Genomic DNA, 22,123 nt, shown 5'->3' on the forward strand with positions numbered 1-22,123 from the left:
GATGCGGGCCTTTTTTTATGACGGTTACGCGCTGATGGATTTTGCTTTCACCGGCTGGCATGCTGACGCAGCGGGGACCCCAATGATGCCAGATAGAGAATTCACCGTCAGACGCGCTGAAGACGCCCAAAAGTCTACTATCGCCAATCTCATTCAGCTTTATCTCTATGACATGACCGACGAAGGGCCCTTCCCCGTCGGGAGTGACGGGCGGTTCGAATACGACTTTCTCGACAGGTTCTGGCAGCACCCCTATTTGATATACTGCGACGACGAACTGGCCGGCTTTGCGCTGGTGATCGAGCACTGCCCTGTCACCGGCCTCGACCCCTGCTGGTTTATGGCCGAATTCTTTGTCCTGAGGGCGTATCGGCGTCGCGGTTTGGGCAAGGCGGCTGCTTCCGGCATTCTGCAACGGCATCCCGGCCGGTGGCATGTCGCGGTTATCGAGCACAACCTCCGCGCCGCTGCATTCTGGGCGCCAACCCTGTCGGATTACGAAGCGACAGCGATCCAACGCCAATTCGACGGCGAAGATTGGCTCGTCCGCGAATTTGTTGTGGAAACGATGAGCTAATTTAGCTATTGTAGTCGATATACAAAATAGCTATTTTAGCTACCAGTAGCACGGGAGATCACCATGTCCGAAATCACCGCAACCGATGCCAAAAATAAGTTCGGTCAAATGCTGGAAATGGCCCAAGCCGAGCCTGTGCGCATCCAGAAGAACGGCCGCGACGTGGCGATACTCATCTCGCCGGAGCAATATGGACGTCTTGTAGCATTAGGTGGCCCCGTGGGCGTCAATCCTTTGGTGGTCAAGCTTCATCGCGAGAGCGTAAAGCGTTGGGGCAAGGTTTATGAAGCTTTGGCTAAATAGTCATGGCCGATCGAACCTACCTCACCCTTGAGGATGTACTGTGGATTCATCAGGAGCAAATTCAGCTTTATGGTGGCGGCCAAGGCGTCAGGGACCAGGGACTGATCCTGTCAGCGTTGATGCGTCCGCAGACCGGGTATTATGCAGACCTGATCGAGGAAGCCGCAGCTTTATGGGAAAGCTTGGCAATGAACCACGGCTTTGTTGACGGGAACAAACGTGTGGCCTTAGCCAGCACGATAATTTTCCTTGAAGCAAACGGGATGCAACCTGTCGGCTCGGAGGAAGAATGGATAGTTTTCATTTATTCCAATCTCGAAGCCGGAACGTTCCGCAAGGACGAGATCGACGCTTGGCTGCGCGACCATACGGCCCCGTTCGATCCGAACGCCTAGCTGCCCATCATCGGCGGCACGCCGGCGCAAGCCGCGCCTTTACTCCGCGGCGGGCAGTCCGCGCTTGACGAAGCCGTCCGGGTCGTTGGCGGTGCGCAGCAATTGCTCCTCCGCCTCGGTGGCTTCGCGCTGGCGGTCCCACATCTGGGCGTAAAGACCCGCTTTTTGCAGCAGCACGATATGATTGCCGCGTTCGGCCACCAGCCCGTCGCGCAGCACCAGGATTTCGTCGGCATTGATCACCGTGGACAAACGATGGGCGATCACCACGGTGGTGCGGTTTGCCGAGACGATATCGAGCGCCGACTGGATATCGCGTTCGGTCTTGGTATCGAGCGCCGAGGTTGCTTCATCCAGGATCAGGATGGACGGCGCCTTGAGGATGGTGCGGGCGATGGCGACGCGCTGCTTCTCTCCGCCCGACAGCTTGAGCCCGCGCTCGCCCACCGGCGTGTCGTAGCTCTTGGGCAGCGTTTCGATAAAGGGGCCCACTTGCGCCATTGCCGCGGCGCTGCGCACCTCGTCGGGCGTGGCGCCGGGGCGGCCATATTCGATGTTATAGCCGATGGAGTCGTTGAACAGCACGGTATCCTGCGGCACCATGCCGATCGCAGCGCGCAGGCTTTCCTGGGTGATGTCGCGCAAATCCTGCCCGTCGATGGTGATGGCGCCGCCGGTCACGTCGTAAAAGCGGTAGAGCAGCCGCGAAATTGTCGATTTGCCGGCGCCGGTCGGGCCGACAATTGCGACGGTCTTGCCTGTCGGCACCTCGAAGCTGACGCCCTTGAGAATGGGCCGATCCGGATCGTAGTGGAAGGTGACGTTGTCGAACCGGATGACCGGCCCGCTGATGGCCAGCGGCTTGGCAGCGGGCTTGTCGATCACCTCGGGCTTTTGATCGAGCAGCTTGAACATCTCCTCGATATCGGTCAGCCCCTGGCGCAGTTCGCGATAGACGAAGCCGATGAAGTTGAGCGGCCGGTAGATCTGCATCAGGAAGGTGTTGAGCAGCACGAAGTCGCCCAACGTCAGCGTGTTGTTCATCACGCCCATCACCGCCATGACGCCGATGATCAGGAAGCCGGCATAGAAAATCAGCGCCTGGCCGAAGTTGAGAAATCCCAGCGAGGTCCAGATGCGAATGGCCGAGCGTTCGTAGCCGGCCATGGAGGCATCGTAGCGCTCAGCCTCCATCTTTTCGTTGGCGAAATATTTCACCGTCTCGAAATTGAGCAGGCTGTCGATGGCCTTGCCATTGGCGTCGGTGTCGCTGGCATTCATGTCGCGGCGAATGCTGATGCGCCAGTTCGAGGCCTTGATGGTGAAATACAGGTAGCCCCAGATCGTCACCACCAGCACACCCAGATAGGTGATGCCGAACATGACGACGAAAATCACCGCGGTGATGACGAACTCGACGATCGTGGGGGCAATGTTGAGCATCGTGAAGCGCACGATGGTTTCGATGCCCTTGGTCCCGCGTTCGATGACCCGGCTCAATCCGCCGGTGCGCCGCGCCAGGTGGAAGCGCAGCGACAGGCGGTGCAAGTGATGAAACGTCTGTAGCGCCAGCTTGCGCACGGCATGCTGGCCGACACTGGCAAACAGCACGTCGCGCAATTGCTGGAAACCGGCATCCACGATGTTGCCCAGCACATAGGCGACGAGCAGCACGATCGGCACCGCCAGGCCCATGACCATGGCATTGCTCGGCGCGGTGCCGTCAAGGCCATCGATAATGCCCTTATAAGTAAAGGGGATCAGCGTCGTCGCCACCTTGGACACCAGCAGCGCGCCGATCGCTAGCACGACCCGCAGCTTGAGATCGGGCCGTCCCTCCGGCCACATATAGGGCCACAGATTGCCCACCGTGCCCAGCAACGAGCCTTCGTCCGCGCTTACGGAGGGCTTGGTCGTCCCGCGATTATCAATTGTCATTAAGCTGGTTCCGCTTCCAGGACGGTGCCGGTCCCCGACAGGCCGTGGACCAGGCCGGAATAGGCCGCACCCAAGGCTTGCAGCCGGTCATGCTGGACAATGTAACAGTTCCGCGTGCCGCGCGGTTGCCGCACGATCAGCCCGGCGTCGAGCAAAACCTTGATATGCTGGGAAACCGTCGACTGGGCGAGGGGGAGCGACTCTGTCACGTCGGCACAGCAGCATTGCCCCTGCTGCTGCGTCGCCAGGATCCGCAGGATATTGAGGCGCACCGGATGGCCCAGCGCCCGCATGATCGCAGCAATGTCGTCGTCGCGCATGGCTCACCCTTTATCGGTAACTTACGATAAAAGAAGCTTGGCGGTGGCGCAAGACCAAAGGGGCGCGGACGGTCCGAGGCCGCCCGCGCGCCCCGGACTAATTGCCTTTAGGCAGGTCGAACACCTGGCCGGGATAGATCCGGTTGGGATTGCGGATCTGCCCGGCATTGGCATCATAGATGGCGGTATATTTGATGCCGGCACCATAAACCCGGCGCGCAATGGTCCACAAATTATCGCCGTGGCGGATAATTGCCTTGCCCGAGGCAAAGCGCGCCAGTTCCGGATCGCCGACGGCAACCGCCACCATGGTCGGCACCTCGCTCTCGGCCGGCGGTACTGTTTCAGCCGGCGAGATTGCCACCGGTTCGGGGACGGATGCCGGCGATTGGGTCTCGGCGACCGTCAGGTCGGCCGGTGCCTCGGTCTCGGCAGCAGGCGCTGCGTCAGCGGGAGCCGGTGTATCGGCCTTGGGGACCGATACCGGCGGTTCGGTGTCGGCGACCGCCAGATCGGTCGGCGCTGGCGCAGCCGGGGGCGAAGCCGGCATTGGCTGCGGCACGGGCGGGCTTGCCGAGGTGGTCTTGTCGGCGGGCTCAGCAACAGGATTGTCTGCGGCGATGACGGCTGCGGGGGGCGCCTTTTCGTCGGCTGCCGCCAGGTCGTTGAGCGGGATCGGCTTGGTCGGGGCCGGGGGCGCCGCGGCGACCTGCGGCGCCGGTGGCGTAGCGGCAGGTGCCGGAGGCGCCATCGCCTTGGCAGGCTCCGGCGGCTCGGCGGCAGCGATGGTGGGGGGCGGGGGGGCCGGTACGTCGACCCGGAAATCAACCTCGGCGCGGGCCGCCACGTCGCCCGTGCCGGGCTTGAGCATGTCGATGCGAATGCGTTGGTTGGGCTTGGTCAGGACATTGCCGGCCTCCACCAGCCAACGGCCGTCCGCGACCATGGCATCGGCAATATACTTGCCGTCGACATAAAGCCGCACGATGGCGCCTTCCGGCCCGCCGCCGGCAAAAAAGCTTCTGGCGCCCTCGATTTCGATGGCGTCGATCGTCGGCGGCACATTGGGCAGCGCGGCAACCGGCTCCCGCGCAGCCGGCGCCGCAGGCTCGGCGGTGGCGACGGCGATGTCCGGCGCGGCCGGCGGCACGGCTACTGGTGCCTCAACTACGGGCGTCTCGGCCGCCGATGGCTCGACTGCTGGCGTCTCAACCGCGGGCGTCTCTGCTGCGGGCGTCCTAACTGCAGGCGTCGGTTCGGCAACCGGCGGCTGCGCAACCGACGGCTGCGCAACCGACGGCTGGGCAGGCGACGGTTCGGCCACCGGCGTTTCGGCTGGTGCAGTGTCGTCCTGCGGCGCGGCGGCGACAGGCGTCTCCGCAATTCCCAAAGGCTTGGCTGGAGGAACAGGCGCCGCTGGCTCGGCGGATGCCACGGCGGCGGGTGCGGCAGGTTCAAGCGCATCGGCGGCGGCCAGCGGAGCCGGTACGGGGACCGGCGTTTCCGCCGCCGGTTCGGGCGGTATGCTCGCCTCAGGCTCGGCGGCGGCAAGCTGCGTCGTGGTTCCGGCAGCCGGAGGCGTCAGCCCTTGCAGCACTTCGCTGGCGGCGCCGGGCGTGCTGGCCACCACCAGCGGCTCGCTGGTCTTGTCGTCGTTGATGACCACGACAAAGGATTCGGGCGCGCGGCCATCCTTGCCGGCCTCGGCCAGGGTCAGTTCGGTGCCGCCGGGCGCTATCGGCGCATCGGGCACCAGCACCCAGTCGCCGCTGGGTTCGACCTTGGTGCGGCCCAGCAGGTCGCCATTGGAATACACCTCGACTTCGCTGCCCGGCGTGCCGCTGCCGGCGATGACCACGGAGCCATCGGGCTCGGCGCGCAACAGACCGAAGGTTGCCGCAAGCAGATTGTCCGGCGCCGCGGCAGGCGGGGCGACATCCAGTTCGGGCGTGGCAACGGCTGTTGCCGGCGCGCTGGTTTCGGGCGCGATCGCCACGGCTGCCATTTCCGGCGCTGCAGGCTGCGCCGGCGTGGCGGCCGGCTGCGGCAGAATGCCGGCATTGACCATCTTGCCGCGCAGGCAAATGCCCATGCCGTCTTCGCTGTTGAAGCAATTGACGACAGAGGGACCGGTAAGCACGCCGACAATGACCAGCAGAGTGACCGCGGCCGCTCCGAGGGTGAGAGCGAGAGGTTGTTTCGGGGCGGGGTCGGCCAGTTTGTCCTCCAGGACGAAAGGCGATGATACGGTGTCCGTAGCGTTGCCGATTAAGCAGAAAGCGCTGTTGTCGCCTGTGCCGCAGCAGCCTTCAACAGTTTATATGTAATCGATTCATACAGCGCCTCAAAGGATGCATCAATGATGTTGGGGGAAACCCCGATCGTGTACCAGCGCTCGCCGGTGCCGTCGCGGCTTTCGACCAATACACGGGTGACCGCGCCCGTGCCGCCGTTGAGGATTCTGACCTTGAAATCCACCAGTTCGAGATCCTCGATGTCGCGCGAATACTTGCCGAGATCTTTGCGCAGCGCCAGATCGAGCGCATTGACCGGGCCATTGCCTTCCGCCACCGACATCAGCAATTCGTCCTCGACGCGGATTTTCACCACGGCCTCGGTGACGATCGCCTCCTCGCCGCGGGCATTGTGGCGCAGTTCGACGCTGGCACGATAGCTTTCCACCTGGAAGAAATCGGGCAAGCTGCCCAGTACGCGCCGCGCCAGCACGGCGAAGGACGCATCGGCGCCGTCATAGGAATAGCCGATGGCTTCGCGCTCCTTGACCGTGGCGAGCAGCGTTTCCAGCCGTCTGTCGTCCTTGGCCAGAACGATGCCGTGCCGTGCCAGCGCCGTCAGCAAATTGGATTTGCCGGCCTGCTGACTGACCATGATGTTGCGCTCGTTGCCGACGCTTTCGGGCGGCACGTGTTCGTAGCTGGAAAAATCCTTGTTCAGGGCCGAGGCATGGATGCCCGCCTTGGTGGCGAAGGCCGACGCGCCCACATAGGGCGCCTGCCGCGCCGGCGCTCGATTGAGCCGATCGTCGAAAGCCCGCGACACCTGCGTCAGCCGCTCGAGCCGCGTGGCGTCGATGCCGGTGTCGAACTTATCCGCGAACGCCGGCTTCAGCGCCAAGGTGGGGATCAGCGTCACCAGGTTGGCATTGCCGCAACGTTCGCCAATCCCGTTCAACGTGCCCTGAATCTGCCGCACCCCGGCCTCGACCGCCGCCAGCGTATTGGCGACAGCCTGCCCGGTATCGTCATGGGCGTGAATGCCCAGTTTGTCGCCTGGCGCGATCGCCAGCACCTGGCCGACGATGGCGCCGATTTCGGACGGCATGGTGCCGCCATTGGTGTCGCACAGCACGACCCAGCGGGCGCCCGCCTCGATCGCCACCCTGACGCAGGCCAGGGCATAGTCCGGATTGGCCTTGAAGCCATCAAAGAAATGCTCGCAGTCGATCAGCGTTTCCTTGCCGGACGCGACGCCGGCGAGAACGGTGTCGCGCAGGTTGTCCAGGTTTTCCTCGAGCGAGATTTCCAGCGCGGTCTCCACCTGATGGTCCCAGGCTTTGGCCACGAAGCAGGCAGCATCCGCCTTCGAATTCAGAATGCCTTGTACGCCCGGATCGTTGGCCGCCGAGCGCCCTGCCCGCTTGGTCATGCCGAACGCGGTAAACGTTGCTCGCGTGGTCCGCTGCTGGCTGAAAAACTCGCTATCCACCGGATTGGCGCCGGGATAGCCGCCCTCGATATAGTCGACGCCAAGCTGTTCCAGCAGCGCCACGATCGAAATCTTGTCCTCCAGCGAAAACTCGATGCCGGCCGTCTGCGCGCCATCGCGCAGCGTGGTGTCGAAGATATAAAGGCGCTCTTTGGTCATGACGCGGATACTCTAATGCGGCTGCGGCCAACTGGCCGTATCGTGATCGTGATCGGGATGCTGGTGATTGCTGGCTTTGATGGCAGCGGCGTTGTCCGCGTCCTCCGCTTCGGTGGTGCGTCGATCCGGCAAATGGCCCAAACCGTTCGCCCATGGCAGGCGGCTTTCGACACCATGCTGGTCGATCGGCGGAAATGCCGAAGGATCGTCCAGCGAGCCGATGGATACCGAAATGCCTTGGCTGTCGCGATAGCGGAAGGTCAGCGGCGTACCACATTGGGCGCAGAAGCCGCGCTCGGTCAGGTCCGAGGAATTAAACACCGCCAGCGTGCCGCGCGTAATTGCAAACGTCGATCGCGGCCCGCCGACCAAGGGGGCATAGAAGGCGCCAAAGGCCTTCTGGCACATGCGGCAGTGGCAGATATGGGCGCCGCCTGGCCGCTCGGTGAAATGATAGCGCACTGCGCCGCATTGGCAGCCGCCGGCCAAGGTCTGGCTCATATGAACTCTCCCCCGGCAAAGCGGTCGGTGGCCAGGATCAGTTGGTGCAGGATGCCGGGCTGGCTCAGCGCATGGCCGGCATCCTCGACCCAATGAAATTCGGCTTCCGGCCAAGCCCGGTGCAGGTCCCACGCCGTGACGGGAGGGGTCGCCATATCGTAGCGGCCTTGCACGATGACGCCCGGAATATCGCGCAACAAGCCGGCATTGCGGATCAACTGGCCTTCGTCCGGCCAGCCGGCATGCACGAAATAATGGTTCTCGATGCGCGCGAACGCCAGGGCAAAATGGGCATCGTAGAAGGCCGTGGTGACCGAAGGATCGGGCAGCAGCGTCAGCGTCTCGCCTTCCCAGCTCGCCCAGGCCTTGGCGACGGCAAGCCGTTCGCCCTCGTCCTCACCCACGAGGCGCCGGCGGTAGGCCGCAATCAGGTCGCCGCGCTCGGCTTCGGGAATTGGCGCCAGGAACGCTTCCCACTTGTCGGGAAATATGTTGGAGGCGCCTTCCTGGTAGTACCAGAGCAGTTCGGAGCGGCGCAGGGCGAAAATGCCGCGCAGGATCAACTCGCTCACTCGCTCGGGATGGGTCTGGGCGTAGGCCAGTGCCAGCGTCGAGCCCCAGGAGCCGCCGAATACCAGCCACTGTTCGACGCCCACCATGACGCGCAGCTTCTCGATATCGCCGACCAGGTCCCAGGTCGTATTGTGCTCCAGCGATGCATGGGGCGTGGACTGGCCACAGCCGCGCTGGTCGAACAGCAGCACGTCATAGCGCGCCGGATCGAACACCCGCTTCTGGTTGGGACTGAGCCCGCCACCCGGCCCGCCATGCAGGAACACCGCCGGCTTGGCCCCGGGCGTGCCGACGCGCTCCCAATAAATCTGGTGACCGTCCCCGACATCGAGATGTCCCGCGGCATAAGGCTCGATCAACGGGTAATAGGTGCGCAAATGGCTCACGATCGGTCTCCCTTGGGCGGCCAGTCGGTGGTGTCATGGTCGGGGTGCTGGTTGGAGTGGATGCCCGCCAGAAAATCACGCCACTCGCCATCATCGGTGCGCACCGGCAGGCTGGTCAGGCCGTCAAAAAGCGCCAGCTTGTCGGCCGGATTGACCTGGATGCTGGGCGCCGCCAGGTCCGGATCGTCAAAGGCGCCGATCGCCAGTTCCAGTCCGAAGCGCGTTTCATAGGCCAGCGGCGTGCCGCAATTGCCGCAAAAGGCGCGTCGCGCCGCGTTGGAGCTTTGGAACCACTTTGGTTCGCCACGGGTCCAGCGCGCATCATGGGCCGTGATCAGCGGCCCGAAAAAGCCGCCAAACGCCTTCTGGCACATGCGGCAATGGCAGATCGAACCCCGGCCCAGCAGCCGCGCGCTGAAGCGGACCGTGCCGCATTGGCAACCGCCGGTGAGTTCGGCAGGCTTATTGGGGGGCATGGCAAACCGCTTCGATGTTGTGGCCATCGGGATAGAGCACGAAGGCGGCGTAGTAATTAGGATGATACTGCTCGCGAATGCCGGGCCCGCCATTGTCGCGCCCCCCCGCGGCCAGCGCAGCCTCGTGAAACGCAATCACCTGCGCCCGCGACCTGGCGGCAAAGGCGATGTGGACGCCATCACGGAGCGCCGCCCCCGAATTGATCCAGAACTGCGGCTCGCCACTGCCATAGCCGATCCCCTGCCCGCCAGGATACTCAAACGCCGTCACCCGCTTAATGCCCAACGGCGCCAACGCCGCATCATAAAACGCCGCCGACCGATCGAAATCCCCAACGGCAAAGCCAAGATGATCGAAAATGCTCATGGTTTGATGTCCTGTATTGCAGCCCAAATTGCTTCGCTGACTGATGCCGGATTGCCTAGAACGTCATTGTTCCAGACGCGAAGGACCCGAAACCCTCGTTGTTCCAGATCGGCGTCGCGGGCCATATCTCGTTTGTCGCCACTGTGTTGACTGCCGTCGACCTCAACAATCAGCTTCGGGTCGAAACAGAGAAAGTCCGCAATGTAGCGGCCCATCGGAACCTGGCGACGAAATTTATAATTCGCCAGGCGTCTGCTGCGCAAAACCATCCAAAGAGCGCGTTCCGCCTCCGTAGGGATATGGCGCATGGAACGGGCAAAGGAAACCAGCCGGGAAGCAGCCCCCTCACCCGCCCTTCGGGCACCCTCTCCCACAAGGGGAGAGGGGGACCCGGTGGTTACTGCAGGAGTGGAACTCCCTTTCTCCCCTCGTGGGAGAAAGTGGTCCGAAGGACCGGATGAGGAGGCCTGCGGCCTCACCGCTTCGTCTCCGATACCGTTAGCCGCCCCTCTGACACCCCCTCCATCAAGGGGCGAGATGAATTCGGTGGTTACGGCAAGAGTGGAGCTCCCCTTCTCCCCTTGTGGGAGAAGGTGGTCCGAAGGACCGGATGAGGGGGCCTGCGGCCTCACCGCTTCACCTCCCACACCGTTACCCGCTCCTCTGACACCCCCTCCCCCAAGGGGCGAGATGAATTCGGTGGTTACGGCAAGAGTGGAGCTCCCCTTCTCCCCTTGTGGGAGAAGGTGGTCCGAAGGACCGGATGAGGGGGCCTGCGGGCTCACCGCTTCACCGCCCACGTCGTCACCCGCTCACCCGTTTCTGGATCCTTTGAGTCCATCAGCGCAATGCCCTGCTCGGCCAGTTCAGCCCGGATTCGATCGGCGGTGGCGAAATCCCTGCTGGCTAAAGCGCCGAGGCGCGATGCAATTGAAGCACGGATTTCTGCCTCGTCAGATAAAGTTGCCATGGTGTCGCTGTAGGATTTCCAAAAACTAATCATGTCAAAGCCTAAAAAGCTAAGATCGGAGGCCAGTTGTTCTGCCTCCAAGGGAGTTTTTGGCCGGCCAGTCTTGTCCAGATAGGAAAGAGCTAGGTGAGTGTTTAAATCATCTGCCAAAGCATCAACAAGCTGTTGAGACGGAGGCAAATGCCAGCCTCTGTCGCTAAATACCTCCCACCAAATTGAAGGACGAGGTGACTGACTAAACACCGCCTCATGCCAATGCCGAAGTTTGCTCTCTGCGAATTGAAGTTGGTTGGTAGTAAAGTCGATTGGCTGTCGATATTGCGTCATCAGCATGGCCAGCCGCAACACTTCGCCGGGCCATTGGCGGCCGCCGAAATCGGTGGTTTCAAGCAATTGGGCGATGGTGAAAAAATTCCCCACGCTCTTGCTCATCTTCTCCCCCTCGACCTGCAGGAAGCCGTTGTGCATCCAGACATTGGCCATGGCCGCGGTGCCATGGGCGCAGCGCGATTGGGCGATTTCGTTTTCGTGGTGCGGAAAGATCAGGTCGAGGCCGCCGCCATGAATGTCGAACAACGGGCCCAGATAGCGCTCGCTCATGGCCGAGCATTCGATATGCCAGCCCGGCCGGCCGCGGCCCCAGGGGCTGTCCCAGCCGGGCTCGTCGGCGGAGGACTGCTTCCACAGCACGAAATCGGCCGGGTTCTTCTTATGCGCATCGACAGCGACGCGGGCACCGGCCAGGTTGTCCTCGGGATTGCGGCCCGACAACTTGCCATAATCGGGCATCGAGCCGACCGCGAACAGGACCTCGCCACCCGCCTCATAAGCATTGCCGCGCTGCAGCAGTGTCCCGATCAGCGACTGCATGCCCGCGATATTGTCGGTGGCGCGCGGCTGGACCGTCGGCTCGAGACAGCCGAGCGCCGCCACGTCGGACTGGTATTGCCCGGCGGTCTTTCCAGTGACCTTGCGGATCGCCTCATTCAGGTCGAGGCCGGGGAAATCGCGCGCGGCGCGGGCGTTGATCTTGTCATCCACGTCGGTGATGTTGCGCACATAGGTGACGTGCTCGGCCCCATACACCTGCCGGAGCAACCGGAACAACAGGTCGAAAACGATGGCCATGCGGCCATTGCCGATATGGGCAAAGTCGTAAACCGTCGGCCCGCAAGCATAAAGGCGCACATTGGCCGCATCGATGGGAACGAAGGGTTCCTTGGTGCGGGTCAGAGTGTTGTAGAGCGTGAGCGGCGGCGTTCGCGAGGTCATATGGGCGTCCTGGCCATGCGGATAGGCAGGCAGTGCGCTCTTCTCGGGTCAGGATTTTTGCATGAAGAAGACCGCGCCGCCAACGAGTGGTTAGCAGGTAATAATGCAGCCGTTAATTGGATTAACGCGAAGGGTCTTCATGGCGCCAGATTGGCCGCAGGCATGGAAAAAATCAAGTGCAAACCACCAGCCATAAAAAAGGGCGACACTTGCGTGCCGCCCAATCGCTCTGGAGGCGAACTGAAACCGGGCAGGCTAGCCGCGGAATTGCTGGTGGCACTGGCCGCAGGTGCCGCCCAACGTCTTGAGGGCTGCCGCATAGGCTGCCGCATCGCCGGCTTCGGCGGCGGCGATCCCGTCGGTCGCGGCAGTCTTGCCGGTTTCGACGATAGCGTTGAACGCGTCCCAGTTTTCCCAGATTGCCGGCAGCGCCTTGCTGTCGCCGATCGAGCCTTCGGGAAACAGGGCCGGAATATGGGTGTAGTTGGTCAACATGGTCTGGAGCGCGGCTGCGGCTTCCGCACCGGTCAGGCCGGCCAGCGTGCGCATCAGGCCGCCATCCTGTTTCATCAACTGCTGGCGCATGGTGACGGCTTCTTCAGGAGTGGCCGGCGCCACGAATGCGTCCTGGGCAAACACCGAGACGACCCCGATCGTCATCAGACCGGCAATCGCCATCGCAGAAATTTTCTTGATCGACATGATTTGCACCCTCACCTGCAGCGAACCCAGGAGCAGAGTTGCATGGGCGCGGCAAGGTCCCAACCATGACACGGCAATGTTACCGCGATGCTAGCGTTTGAGCAGCATCACGGTCTGGTTGATATCGCCGAAGACCGATTGCCCGTCGCTGTTCATGGCGCCGATGCGCACCACGTCGCCGGGCTTGAGAAACGGTGTGCGGGCGCGGCCGAACTTGATTTTTTCGGCCGTACGCGCCTCGGCGATGCAGGCAAAGCCGATGCCGTCGCGCTTGATCGGCAGGCTTTCGTCATGATGGTTGGCAATGGTGCCCGAGCCGATGATCGTACCAGCCGCCAGGCTACGGGTCCGCGCGGCCTCGACGATCAGCGCCGGAAAGTCGAAATGCACGTCGACGCCCGCATTGGGCTGGCCATAAAGCGTGTCGTTGACGCTGATTCGCACCGGCAGGTGCAGGCGATTGCCGCGCCAGGCGCCGTCAAGCGCATCGGCGGTGATCACGATCGGCGCGAAGGCGGTGGCAGGCTTGGCGTGGAAAAACCCGAAGCCGTTTTTCAAGTCGTCGGCGACCAGGCGGCGCAGCGATACGTCATTGCAGATCGTGACCAGGCGAATGGCGGCGGCAGCCTCGGCCACGGTCGGGCGCATCGGCACCGGGCCCAGGATGACCGCCACCTCGGCCTCGAAATCCAGCGCCAGCCCGTCCTCGGGCACGATCATGGGGTCGTTGGCGCCCGAAAGCTGGTCGGAGCCGCCTTGATAGAGCAGCGGGCGCGTCGATTGCAGCTCGGCGTCGATACTGCCCTGCAGCGAGCGCACCCGCTCGAGATGGCCCATGTAGCCGGCCCCGTCGATCCACTGGAAGGCGCGGGGCAAAGGCGCCATGGCGAGCGCCGCATCGAATGGCTGACCGGCGATGGCGCCGGCATCAAGGTTGGCGCCAAGTGCGCTCAAGGCGGGCAGCAGCGCCGCCCAGTCATCCAGGGCCGCCTGCAGGGTGGGAGCGATGCGGCCGGCCGAAACATAGCGTTGCAAATCGCTCGAGACCACGACGAGCTGGCCATCGGGCCGGCCATTGCGAAGTGTTGCAAATTTCATGCGGCCAGGCCTCGTCGCGGGGGTGTGACAGCAGCGGTGCTATCACGGCATCGCTGCGGGCACTATACTGTTGGTTTGCGACTCGCCGGTGCGTTAAGGCGGGTCGAACACGCCTAACAGACGGGACGAGATGGTGGCGACAGGCCCAAATATGTGGCGGATGCTGGCGGCCCTGGTGGTTGCGATGATCTGCGTCGGGCTCGATGCCAGCGCTGCCTATGCGCAGTCGTCGAGCTGTTCTCGGCTCCAGGGTATGCTGCGCCAGTTCGATCGCAATGGCGATTTCCAGAACATGCAGAGCAATTCGGGCAATGCGCGCGGGCTGCGGCAGCAGGTGCAGGACGCCGAAAGCGCCTATGTCCGCAATGGCTGCAATGCCGATGCCAAGGCGGGACGCACGCTGTCGCCGCAGTGCCAGGGCCTGGGCCGCGACGTGCTGCGATTGCGCGAGGACTATGCCAATATCAACCAGTCGGTGGAAACCGCCAATGCGGTCGCCCAGCAGCGCGAAGCCATCCTGCAGGAACTGGCCCGTTTCGGCTGCGGCGCCGACCAGGGCTCGAGCGCGACGATGAACACCGAGCGCCAGTCGATCTTCGATCGCATCTTCGGCACCACGTCGGAGGGCGATTTCAGCGACGGCCAGATGATCGGCGACGAGGATTACTGGGGCTATGGTGGCTATTCCACGGTGCGCACGGTCTGCGTGCGGATCAGCGACGGCTACTTCTGGCCGATCAGCTATTCGACGCTGCAGGACTATCTGCCCAGCGATGCCGCGCAATGCCACGCCATGTGTCCCAATGCGGCGGTCGATCTGTATTTTTACGACAATCCGGGACAGGACGTGGAGCAGATGCGCAACATGACGGGGGCGGCCTATACCGACCTGCCGAGCGCCTTTGCCTATCGGGAAGCCATCGATACGACCAGCACTTGCAAGAGCGCCCCGGTGGGTGGCGGCTCGATCATCAGCATGCAATCGCCCAATGGTGAGGCGCGCAGCGTGGTGCAGGTGGGGGAAAGCAGCTTTCCCCTGCCGTTGCGCGATCCACGGCGGCAAATGCCTGTCGCGGCGCCGGCGCCCGCACCCGTAGCGGCTATGTCAACTATCGCCTTGCTGGATATTCCCCTGCCCCGGCCACGCCCGCCGGGCCCCGGCGAGGCGCCGGCCGCCAAGCCGGTGGTTCAGAATGCCGATACCGAGCTGCGCCTGGTGCAGTTCGGGGACAAGGTGGTCAGAGTAGTCGGTCCAGACACGCCTTACGCCCAACCAGCGGGAGCAGGGACTTAAGCTCGGGCCCGTCATGACGCCCGGTCAGGGCCATGCGCAAGGGCATGAACAGCGGCTTGCCCTTGCGCCCGGTCGCCGCCCTGATGGCGTCGGTCCAGTCGGCCCAGGTTTGCAGCGTCCACGGCTCGGGCGGCAGCAGCTCGCGCGCGGTGGCGATAAAGGCGCGGTCCTGCTCGTCGATAACGGGCTGTACCGGCCCGGTCACGAGCCTGGCCCAATCGGCGATATCGTCGAACTTGACCAGATTGTTGCGCAACACCAGCCAGAGCTCTTCGCCAGCAATGCCGCGCTCGGCAAGGCGAGGCTGCGCCGCCTGGTAGCTCATGGCGTGCAGGATGCGGGCATTGAGGCTGTCGAGTTCGGCCGGATCGAAACGGGCCGGGCCATGGGAGATGGCCGAAAATTCGAGTTTGCCGGCGATTTCGTCGAGCGAAGCATGCGGCTCGACCGGCAGCGACGTGCCGGTCAGTGTTGCCATGATCGCCACGGCGATCGCCTCGTAGCCCTGGGCGCGCAGGTCGCCGATCGACAGCGAGCCGAGCCGTTTGGAAAACCCCTGCCCTTCGGCATCGGTCAACAGGTTATGATGGGCGAATGCGGGCACCGGGCCGCCCAGGGCCTCGAAGATTTCGATCTGGGTGCCCGTATTGGAGACGTGATCCTCGCCGCGAATGACATGGGTGATGCCCAGATCGATGTCATCGACCACCGAGGGCAGCGTATAGAGATAGCTGCCGTCCTCGCGCACCAGGACGGGGTCGGACATGGAGGCGGTATTGACCGTCTGGGCTCCCTTGATCAGGTCCTCGAAATGCACCGGCTTGCCATCAAGCTTGAAGCGCCAATGCGGCTTGCGCCCCTCGGCTTCGAGCCTGGCGCGATCGGCATCGCTCAACTTGAGCGCGGCGCGGTCGTAGATCGGCGGCTTGCCCAAGGCGCGCGCCCGCTTGCGCCGGCGGTCAAGTTCGTCCTCGGTCTCGTAGCACGGATAGAGCCTGCCGGCTCCCTTTAACCTGTCGACAGCTGCATCGTAAAGCGCGGTGCGTTCGGACTGGCGGACCAGCAGCGAAGGCGTGATGCCGAGCCAGGCGAGATCGGCTTCGATGCTGTCGGCGGATTCACGGGTCGAGCGGGCCAGGTCGGTATCGTCCATGCGCAGCACATATTGGCCGCAATGGGCGCGGGCGAAAAACCAGTTGAGCAGCGCCGGGCGGGCATTGCCGAGATGGATGCGCCCGGTGGGCGAGGGTGCGTAGCGGACTTTGGTTGAACCCGGGGTCTGCGTCATCCCTTGGTCGCGTCCCGATAGCCATTGGTGATTGGGTATTTGCGGCCCAGCCCAAATGCCCTGCGCGTCAGTTTCGGCCCCGGCGCCGCCTGGCGGCGCTTGTATTCGGCGATGTTGACGAGCTTTTCGATGCGTTGCACCAGGGCCAGGTCATGACCCATGGCGACGATCTCGCCGATCGAGAGTTCCTGCTCGACCATGGCTTCCAGGATCGCATCGAGCACCGGATAGGGCGGCAGGCTGTCCTGGTCCGTCTGGTCCGGGCGCAATTCAGCGCTGGGCGCCTTGTCGATGATCGGCTGCGGAATGACCTCGCCGGCGGGACCAAGGCAATCGCCGGGAACATGGGTGTTGCGCCAGGCGGCCAGCGCATAGACCTGCATCTTGAGCAAGTCCTTGAGCGGATTGAAGCCGCCGTTCATGTCGCCATAAATGGTGGCGTAACCCACACCCATCTCGGATTTGTTGCCGGTGGTCAAAAGCATGGATCCCAGCTTGTTGGACACGGCCATCAACACCACGCCGCGCATGCGGGACTGGATGTTCTCCTCGGCCAGGTCGGCAGGCCGGCCGGCAAAGATCGGCGCCAGTTCGGCCAGCGCTCCATCGACCGGATCGCCGATAGCCACGACGTCGTAGCGCACGCCGAGCTGCCCGGCGCAGGCCTTGGCGTCGGTCAGGCTGGCCTGTGAGGTGTAGCGATAGGGCAGCATGATGCAGTGGACCTTGTCCGGGCCGAACGCGTCGACCGCCATGGCGGCGACCACGGCGCTGTCGATGCCGCCCGACAGGCCAATCACCACCTGGCTGAAGCCGTTCTTGTGCACATAGTCGCGCAGCCCCAGCACGCAGGCGCGCCAGGGCGCTTCCTCGACTGACGTCAGGTCCTTGACCTCGCCGTTGGTGCAGGTCCAGCCGTCGCTGCCACGGGCCCAATCGGAGACGATGAAATCGGTGGCGAACGAGTTCCCCTGCAGCACCAGCCGATTGCCCGGCTCCATGGCAAAGGACGCGCCATCAAACACCAGTTCGTCCTGGCCGCCGACCTGGTTGAGATAGAGCAGCGGCACCCGGTCTTCCGCGACCCGGTCGCGGACCAGCTTGTAGCGCGTGCTCTGCTTGTCCTTCCAATAGGGCGAGCCGTTGGGGCACAGCAGGATTTCGGCCCCCTCGCGCACGAGGTGCTCGCAAACCCAGGGATGCCAGATATCCTCGCAGATCGGAATGCCGACCAGGACGCCCTTGATGGACACCGGCAGCGACAGCGGACCCGGCTCGAAATAACGGCGCTCGTAAAAGACGTCGGTATTGGGCAATTCGCGCTTCAAGCGCGTGGCAATGATCTTGCCGTTTTCGGCGACCAGAACGGCGTTATGCAGCCCGGCCTTGTCCAGCCAGATCGTCGGCAGGATCACCGAAACGGCTGACTTGGCGGTGGCGGCCACCAGGTCCTGGGCGGCGGCGATCGCGTCGGTCACGAATTGCGGTTTGAACAGCAAATCGTCGGGAAAGTAGCCGGTCAGGAACAATTCGGAGAACATCAGGATGTCGGCACCGGCCGCTTCGGCGTCGGCCAGCGCCGTTTGGGCAAGCGCCAGATTGGCTGCTATCGCGCCGACCTTGGGGTTGAGCTGAGCGAGTGCGATGCGAAGGCGATCTGTCAATTTGGACGGCCCGTTGGCTATTGCAATTGCCGCATGTCGGTGCTTGGCCGAATGCGCGCAAGACTTAGCCGCTCACCCCGGCAAGGGCAAGCGGACAAAGCCGAGGCCAAGCAGCGATCAGAAGCGGCCGGTCAGTTCGACCAGGGCGCCGTAACGCCAAAGCGACAAGCCGTCCAGAAGGGCGCTGGAATAGAGGAAGGAGTCCGGCGTCGCCGCATTCCACTGACGGGTCGTGGTGCTGTTCGAGCCGGTCAGATATGAGGCCCGTCCGCCAACGCGCAGTGTCAGATTCTCGGTCGGATGGATGCCGAGCATCAATTGTCCGCTGGCGCCATAGAGTGCGCCGGTCATTTCGGTTTGCCGACGATTGACCGTGATGCCCTGCACTACGGTGTCGGCGAACGGGACTTCGGCCGTAGCGCCCGAGGCATAGGCATAGGGAACGGCGGCCAGTTCGGCATCGAGATCGAACATGCCGCCCAGGTCGGCATGACCGGTGACGCCCAGACGCAGTTCATGAATGTTGAGGCCATCAACGTGATCGACGTCGTAATTCTGACGGCCTGGCGATTCGCGGCTGAACTGATAGCCGGTCAGAAGGCCGAACTTGGCGGTCTCGCTGCCCAGCGGCATCCAGCCGAAATCGGCGCCCGCATATCCGATCTGGCCGCCGGTAAAATCGGTGTCGTCCGGGTCAAGCGTGTTGGAATATTCGCCGTCGGTGACGACTGCATAGCCGGCATTGCCCTTGACGAACGAGCTGGTCGAAAGGTCATCGATGCGGAAGTGGCCCTCCAGGATGTGGCTGCGATCGGAGGCGGAATAGGTTTGCCCGCTGTCTTCGACATCCTGCTGGCCGATAGAATACCAATAGCGCAACCCGGCCTCGAACCGCAGCGGGTTGTCCTCGCCGGTTTCCCAATCGTCGGGATAAGAGGGACGCAGTTCGGGATAGGCATCGTAATCGGCCGCCAGGGCGGGGACGGCAATACTCAGCGCGGCGATCGCCACAACGCAACTCAGCGAGCGGGGCATGATGGAACTCCCGGACAAAAGGCCCTCTCGGCCATTGGGAGAATTATTGAACCATTAGGGTTAATGTTCCGCTAAACCGGAAACGCCCTGCCCGCGCGTTTTGGTGCTCAGCATTTCCCAACCGTCGCACACCGGCAACCGCCGCTATTCTCCGGCGGCGAGGCGGGCGCCCGGGCGCTGCTGGCCGCCGATTTCCTCGGCCACAAGGAAGGCCAGTTCCAGTGCCTGGCTGGCATTGAGGCGCGGGTCGCAATAGGTGTGATACCGATCCGACAGCGAGGCTTCGGTGACCGCCGAAACGCCACCAACACACTCGGTAACGTCGTCGCCCGTCATTTCGATATGCACGCCGCCGGCATAGGTGCCGAGCTGGCGGTGAATCTCGAAAAACGATCGCACCTCGGACAAGACCCGGTCGAACGGGCGCGTCTTGTAGCCGTTCGAGGCCTTGATGGTATTGCCGTGCATTGGATCGGAGCACCAGACCACGCTGCGACCGGCGCGCTGCACGGTATCGATCAGGCGCGGCAAATGCTGGTGAATCTTGTCGGAGCCGAAACGGGCGATCAGCGTGATGCGGCCCGCTTCATCGTGGGGATTGAGCCGGTCGAGCAGGCGCAGCAGGTCCTCGTTGGCCAGGGTCGGGCCGCATTTGATGCCGATGGGATTGTTGATGCCGGCAAAATATTCGACATGGGCGGCATCGGGCTGGCGGGTGCGATCCCCGATCCAGATCATGTGGCCGGAGGTGGCGTACCAATCATTGGTGATGCTGTCGCGGCGCGTCAGCGCTTCCTCGTAGCCGAGCAGCAGCGCCTCATGGCTGGTAAAAAAGCTGGTCTGGCGCAAGGCCGGGGTATTGTCTGGATTGAGCCCAAGCGCCGCCATGAAGGTGATGGCATCGTCGATCTTGCGGGCCACTTCCTCGTAGCGCGGATACCAGTTGGAGCCCTTCATGAAGCCCACGGTCCATTCGTGGATGCGGGTCAATTCGGCATAGCCGCCATAGGCGAAGGCGCGCAGCAGATTGAGCGTCGCCGCCGACTGGCGATAGGCCTGCAACATGCGGTCCGGATCGGGAATGCGCGCGCCCGCGTTGAACTCGATGGCATTGATGATGTCGCCGCGATAGCTGGGCAGTTCGACGCCGTCGATCACTTCGGTGTCCGAGGAGCGCGGCTTGGCGAACTGGCCGGCAACCCGGCCGACCTTGACCACCGGCTTGGACGCGCCATGGGTCAGGACCACCGCCATCTGCAAGAAGACGCGGAAGAAATCGCGAATGTGGTCGGCGCCGTGCTCGGCAAAGCTTTCGGCGCAGTCCCCGCCCTGCAACAAGAATGCCTCGCCTCGAGAAACAGCGGCCAGCCGGGTCTTGAGATCGCGCGCTTCGCCGGCAAAGACCAGTGGGGGAAAGCTCGCCAGCTGCCGTTCGGCTTCCTGCAAGGCCGCGGCATCTGGATAGGCGGGAACCTGCGAAATGGGCTTGTCGCGCCAGCTTGCCGGGGTCCAGTCGCTCATCTTACGCCTCGCTTACGCCATTCCGGGCGGCCAATCGGCCAGTGCGGGCGGTCTAGCAAGGCCGGCGCCCCCTGCCAAGGCCTATCGGGCTAGACTTTGGCGCCTTGGCGATAGGTGTAGCTGGGCCCTTTGAAGGTCACCAGTTCCTCGGCAGCGGTGGGATGCAGCGCCATGGTGCGGTCGAAATCGGCTTTGGTCGCGCCCATGCCCATGGCGACGGCGACCAGTTGGATCATTTCGGCAGCGCTGGGCCCGAGGATATGCACGCCCAGCACCTTGCCGCCATCGGCGCCCACGATCAGCTTGAGAATGGTGCGCTCCGTCTTGGTGGAGAGCGTATTGATCATCGGCCGGAAGCGGGCGAGATAGACGTCGATATCGCCATGGGTGGCCGCTTCCGTTTCGGTCAGCCCGATAACGCCCAGTTCGGGATCGGAAAACACCGCCGTCGGAATTTGCGAATGATCGACCGCCAGCGGATTGTTGTTGAACACGGTCTCGGCGAAATACCAGCCTTCGCGGATCGCCACCGGCGTCAGCTGGACGCGGCCGGTCACGTCGCCTACCGCATAGATCGAGGGGCACGAGGTGCGCGAATAGGCATCCACTGCGATAGCGCCCGACGGGGACAATTCGACCCCGGCGGTCTCCAACCCCAGATTGCCGACATTGGCCACGCGACCGGTGGCGAACATTACCGCCCCATAGGGCGCGACCACGCCATCGCTGAAGCTGGCCGATATATTGTCCCCGTCCCGGGACAGCGCTCGGATCGTGGTCTGGTGGATCAGCTTGATGCCGCGATCCTGAAGGCCCGCTTCCAGTCCCTTGCGAATGTCGTCGTCAAAGCCGCGCAGCAGGCATTCGCCGCGATAGATGATGGTGGTATCGACCCCCAGGCCGGCAAAGATGGTGGCAAATTCCACCGCGACATAGCCCCCGCCTTCGATCAGGATCGAGTGAGGGAGAGCCGGCAGGTCGAACGCCTCGTTGGAGGTAATCGCCAGCTCGGCCCCGGGAATGGAGGGAATGGAGGGATGGGCGCCGGTGGCGATCAGAATGATCCTGGCGTCCATCTCACGCCCGCTGTCGAGCAGCCGCACGCTGTTGGGCCCGGTCACCGCCGCCGTATCGTGGATAATCTCGACACCCGGTTTTTCGAGGCCGGCGATATAGGCCTGTTCCAGCCGGGAGATTTCCTTTTCCTTGTTGGCGACCAGGGTCGGCCAATCGAACTTGGCGTCGACCTGCCAGCCAAAGCTTTGCGCGACATCGAACGTTTCAGAGAAGCGGCTGGCATAGACATAGAGCTTTTTGGGCACGCAACCGCGAATGACGCAGGTGCCGCCGACGCGGAACTCTTCGACCACGGCGACGCGCGCGCCATAGGATGCGGCCATGCGGGCAGCGCGAACGCCGCCTGAGCCGGCGCCGATCACGACGAGGTCATATGGCTCGCTCATGGGAAGAACTCCTGCGGGACCCCTTATATCGGGTGGCGCCTGGCTTAAAAAAAGGCCCCGCTCAAGGCGGGGCCATGGTCGAGATCAAGGCCCCG

21 protein-coding genes are annotated in these 22,123 nt (G+C 63.3%); 4 read left to right on the forward strand and 17 right to left on the reverse strand.

Annotation, left to right across the window (positions count from 1 at the left end; genetic code table 11):
• Window position 1: 1 nt before the first annotated feature.
• From ACFE8X_RS00510 to ACFE8X_RS00520, 3 genes are all read left to right on the forward strand, one after another.
• A complete protein-coding gene (locus ACFE8X_RS00510; protein ID WP_375449476.1) occupies window positions 2–577 on the forward strand; it encodes a GNAT family N-acetyltransferase in 576 nt (191 codons plus the stop codon).
• 63 nt (window positions 578–640) lie between these two features.
• Window positions 641–880, forward strand: coding sequence for a type II toxin-antitoxin system Phd/YefM family antitoxin (locus ACFE8X_RS00515; RefSeq protein ID WP_375449477.1), 240 nt, complete (start codon window positions 641–643; stop codon window positions 878–880).
• A 2-nt stretch (window positions 881–882) separates the two neighbouring features.
• Entirely contained in the window at window positions 883–1,275 is a 393-nt protein-coding gene (locus ACFE8X_RS00520) for a type II toxin-antitoxin system death-on-curing family toxin (RefSeq protein WP_375449478.1), read from the forward strand.
• Window positions 1,276–1,314: 39 nt separating this feature from the next.
• On the opposite strand, the gene ACFE8X_RS00525 is transcribed toward ACFE8X_RS00520, so the two are convergent.
• The 12 genes from ACFE8X_RS00525 to ACFE8X_RS00580 form a co-directional block, all read right to left on the reverse strand.
• Entirely contained in the window at window positions 1,315–3,213 is a 1,899-nt protein-coding gene (locus ACFE8X_RS00525) for an ABCB family ABC transporter ATP-binding protein/permease (RefSeq protein WP_375449479.1), read from the reverse strand.
• Entirely contained in the window at window positions 3,213–3,533 is a 321-nt protein-coding gene (locus ACFE8X_RS00530; RefSeq protein ID WP_375449480.1) for an ArsR/SmtB family transcription factor, read from the reverse strand. Before ACFE8X_RS00530 ends, ACFE8X_RS00525 begins: the two co-directional genes overlap by 1 nt.
• Before the next feature lie 97 nt (window positions 3,534–3,630).
• Window positions 3,631–5,673, reverse strand: a complete 2,043-nt coding sequence (locus ACFE8X_RS00535) for a LysM peptidoglycan-binding domain-containing protein (protein WP_375449481.1) — start codon at window positions 5,671–5,673, stop codon at window positions 3,631–3,633.
• A 128-nt stretch (window positions 5,674–5,801) separates the two neighbouring features.
• Complete coding sequence (cimA, locus tag ACFE8X_RS00540; RefSeq protein WP_375449482.1) at window positions 5,802–7,418, reverse strand: citramalate synthase; 1,617 nt, start codon at window positions 7,416–7,418, stop codon at window positions 5,802–5,804.
• A gap of 12 nt (window positions 7,419–7,430) precedes the next feature.
• Complete coding sequence (locus tag ACFE8X_RS00545) at window positions 7,431–7,919, reverse strand: GFA family protein (protein ID WP_375449483.1); 489 nt, start codon at window positions 7,917–7,919, stop codon at window positions 7,431–7,433.
• On the reverse strand, window positions 7,916–8,881 hold the full coding sequence (gene pip / locus ACFE8X_RS00550; protein WP_375449852.1) for a prolyl aminopeptidase: 966 nt from the start codon (window positions 8,879–8,881) through the stop codon (window positions 7,916–7,918). The genes ACFE8X_RS00545 and pip overlap by 4 nt, the downstream gene beginning before the upstream one ends.
• A complete protein-coding gene (locus ACFE8X_RS00555; RefSeq protein ID WP_375449484.1) occupies window positions 8,875–9,354 on the reverse strand; it encodes a GFA family protein in 480 nt (159 codons plus the stop codon). Before ACFE8X_RS00555 ends, pip begins: the two co-directional genes overlap by 7 nt.
• Entirely contained in the window at window positions 9,341–9,715 is a 375-nt protein-coding gene (locus ACFE8X_RS00560; protein WP_375449853.1) for a VOC family protein, read from the reverse strand. The genes ACFE8X_RS00555 and ACFE8X_RS00560 overlap by 14 nt, the downstream gene beginning before the upstream one ends.
• A 2-nt stretch (window positions 9,716–9,717) precedes the next feature.
• Window positions 9,718–9,990, reverse strand: coding sequence for an endonuclease domain-containing protein (locus ACFE8X_RS00565; protein WP_375449485.1), 273 nt, complete (start codon window positions 9,988–9,990; stop codon window positions 9,718–9,720).
• Between the two features lie 512 nt (window positions 9,991–10,502).
• Entirely contained in the window at window positions 10,503–11,963 is a 1,461-nt protein-coding gene (cysS, locus tag ACFE8X_RS00570) for a cysteine--tRNA ligase (RefSeq protein ID WP_375449486.1), read from the reverse strand.
• A 255-nt stretch (window positions 11,964–12,218) separates the two neighbouring features.
• Window positions 12,219–12,665 carry a c-type cytochrome gene (locus tag ACFE8X_RS00575; RefSeq protein ID WP_375449487.1) on the reverse strand — a complete coding sequence of 149 codons (447 nt, stop codon included), beginning with the start codon at window positions 12,663–12,665 and terminating at the stop codon, window positions 12,219–12,221.
• Between the two features lie 90 nt (window positions 12,666–12,755).
• Window positions 12,756–13,763: a fumarylacetoacetate hydrolase family protein gene (locus tag ACFE8X_RS00580; RefSeq protein ID WP_375449488.1), complete on the reverse strand. Its 1,008-nt coding sequence runs from the start codon at window positions 13,761–13,763 to the stop codon at window positions 12,756–12,758.
• Between the two features lie 151 nt (window positions 13,764–13,914).
• Here ACFE8X_RS00580 and ACFE8X_RS00585 point away from each other — a divergent pair, with 151 nt between their 5' ends.
• Complete coding sequence (locus ACFE8X_RS00585; protein ID WP_375449489.1) at window positions 13,915–15,057, forward strand: DUF2865 domain-containing protein; 1,143 nt, start codon at window positions 13,915–13,917, stop codon at window positions 15,055–15,057.
• Here the strand turns inward: ACFE8X_RS00585 and gltX are convergent.
• From gltX to gor, 5 genes are all read right to left on the reverse strand, one after another.
• The gene (gene gltX / locus ACFE8X_RS00590; RefSeq protein ID WP_375449490.1) at window positions 15,002–16,345 is read right to left on the reverse strand and encodes a glutamate--tRNA ligase; all 1,344 of its coding nucleotides are present in this window, start codon (window positions 16,343–16,345) and stop codon (window positions 15,002–15,004) included. The two genes, ACFE8X_RS00585 and gltX, sit on opposite strands and share 56 nt — an antisense overlap.
• Window positions 16,342–18,009 (reverse strand): NAD+ synthase, encoded by a 1,668-nt coding sequence (locus tag ACFE8X_RS00595; RefSeq protein WP_375449491.1) that lies wholly within the window; start codon window positions 18,007–18,009, stop codon window positions 16,342–16,344. Before ACFE8X_RS00595 ends, gltX begins: the two co-directional genes overlap by 4 nt.
• A 117-nt stretch (window positions 18,010–18,126) precedes the next feature.
• Window positions 18,127–19,044 (reverse strand): hypothetical protein, encoded by a 918-nt coding sequence (locus tag ACFE8X_RS00600; RefSeq protein ID WP_375449492.1) that lies wholly within the window; start codon window positions 19,042–19,044, stop codon window positions 18,127–18,129.
• Window positions 19,045–19,188: 144 nt separating this feature from the next.
• Complete coding sequence (locus ACFE8X_RS00605) at window positions 19,189–20,565, reverse strand: class II 3-deoxy-7-phosphoheptulonate synthase (protein ID WP_375449493.1); 1,377 nt, start codon at window positions 20,563–20,565, stop codon at window positions 19,189–19,191.
• Window positions 20,566–20,654: 89 nt separating this feature from the next.
• On the reverse strand, window positions 20,655–22,028 hold the full coding sequence (gene gor, locus ACFE8X_RS00610) for a glutathione-disulfide reductase (RefSeq protein WP_375449494.1): 1,374 nt from the start codon (window positions 22,026–22,028) through the stop codon (window positions 20,655–20,657).
• Between the last annotated feature and the right edge of the window lie 95 nt (window positions 22,029–22,123).

This window comes from uncultured Devosia sp., from assembly GCF_964244875.1.
Lineage (GTDB): Bacteria > Pseudomonadota > Alphaproteobacteria > Rhizobiales > Devosiaceae > Devosia.

Excerpts from the sequence above, each read along its gene's own strand:
- ACFE8X_RS00510 (WP_375449476.1), top strand. The coding sequence starts at position 2 with ATGCGGGCCTTTTTTTATGACGGTTACGCGCTGATGGATTTTGCTTTC.
- ACFE8X_RS00515 (WP_375449477.1), top strand. The coding sequence starts at position 641 with ATGTCCGAAATCACCGCAACCGATGCCAAAAATAAGTTCGGTCAAATG.
- ACFE8X_RS00520 (WP_375449478.1), top strand. The coding sequence starts at position 883 with ATGGCCGATCGAACCTACCTCACCCTTGAGGATGTACTGTGGATTCAT.
- ACFE8X_RS00525 (WP_375449479.1), bottom strand. The coding sequence starts at position 3,213 with ATGACAATTGATAATCGCGGGACGACCAAGCCCTCCGTAAGCGCGGAC.
- ACFE8X_RS00530 (WP_375449480.1), bottom strand. The coding sequence starts at position 3,533 with ATGCGCGACGACGACATTGCTGCGATCATGCGGGCGCTGGGCCATCCG.
- cimA (WP_375449482.1), bottom strand. The coding sequence starts at position 7,418 with ATGACCAAAGAGCGCCTTTATATCTTCGACACCACGCTGCGCGATGGC.
- ACFE8X_RS00545 (WP_375449483.1), bottom strand. The coding sequence starts at position 7,919 with ATGAGCCAGACCTTGGCCGGCGGCTGCCAATGCGGCGCAGTGCGCTAT.
- ACFE8X_RS00555 (WP_375449484.1), bottom strand. The coding sequence starts at position 9,354 with ATGCCCCCCAATAAGCCTGCCGAACTCACCGGCGGTTGCCAATGCGGC.
- ACFE8X_RS00565 (WP_375449485.1), bottom strand. The coding sequence starts at position 9,990 with ATGGTTTTGCGCAGCAGACGCCTGGCGAATTATAAATTTCGTCGCCAG.
- cysS (WP_375449486.1), bottom strand. The coding sequence starts at position 11,963 with ATGACCTCGCGAACGCCGCCGCTCACGCTCTACAACACTCTGACCCGC.
- ACFE8X_RS00575 (WP_375449487.1), bottom strand. The coding sequence starts at position 12,665 with ATGTCGATCAAGAAAATTTCTGCGATGGCGATTGCCGGTCTGATGACG.
- ACFE8X_RS00580 (WP_375449488.1), bottom strand. The coding sequence starts at position 13,763 with ATGAAATTTGCAACACTTCGCAATGGCCGGCCCGATGGCCAGCTCGTC.
- ACFE8X_RS00585 (WP_375449489.1), top strand. The coding sequence starts at position 13,915 with ATGTGGCGGATGCTGGCGGCCCTGGTGGTTGCGATGATCTGCGTCGGG.
- gltX (WP_375449490.1), bottom strand. The coding sequence starts at position 16,345 with ATGACGCAGACCCCGGGTTCAACCAAAGTCCGCTACGCACCCTCGCCC.
- ACFE8X_RS00600 (WP_375449492.1), bottom strand. The coding sequence starts at position 19,044 with ATGCCCCGCTCGCTGAGTTGCGTTGTGGCGATCGCCGCGCTGAGTATT.
- ACFE8X_RS00605 (WP_375449493.1), bottom strand. The coding sequence starts at position 20,565 with ATGAGCGACTGGACCCCGGCAAGCTGGCGCGACAAGCCCATTTCGCAG.
- gor (WP_375449494.1), bottom strand. The coding sequence starts at position 22,028 with ATGAGCGAGCCATATGACCTCGTCGTGATCGGCGCCGGCTCAGGCGGC.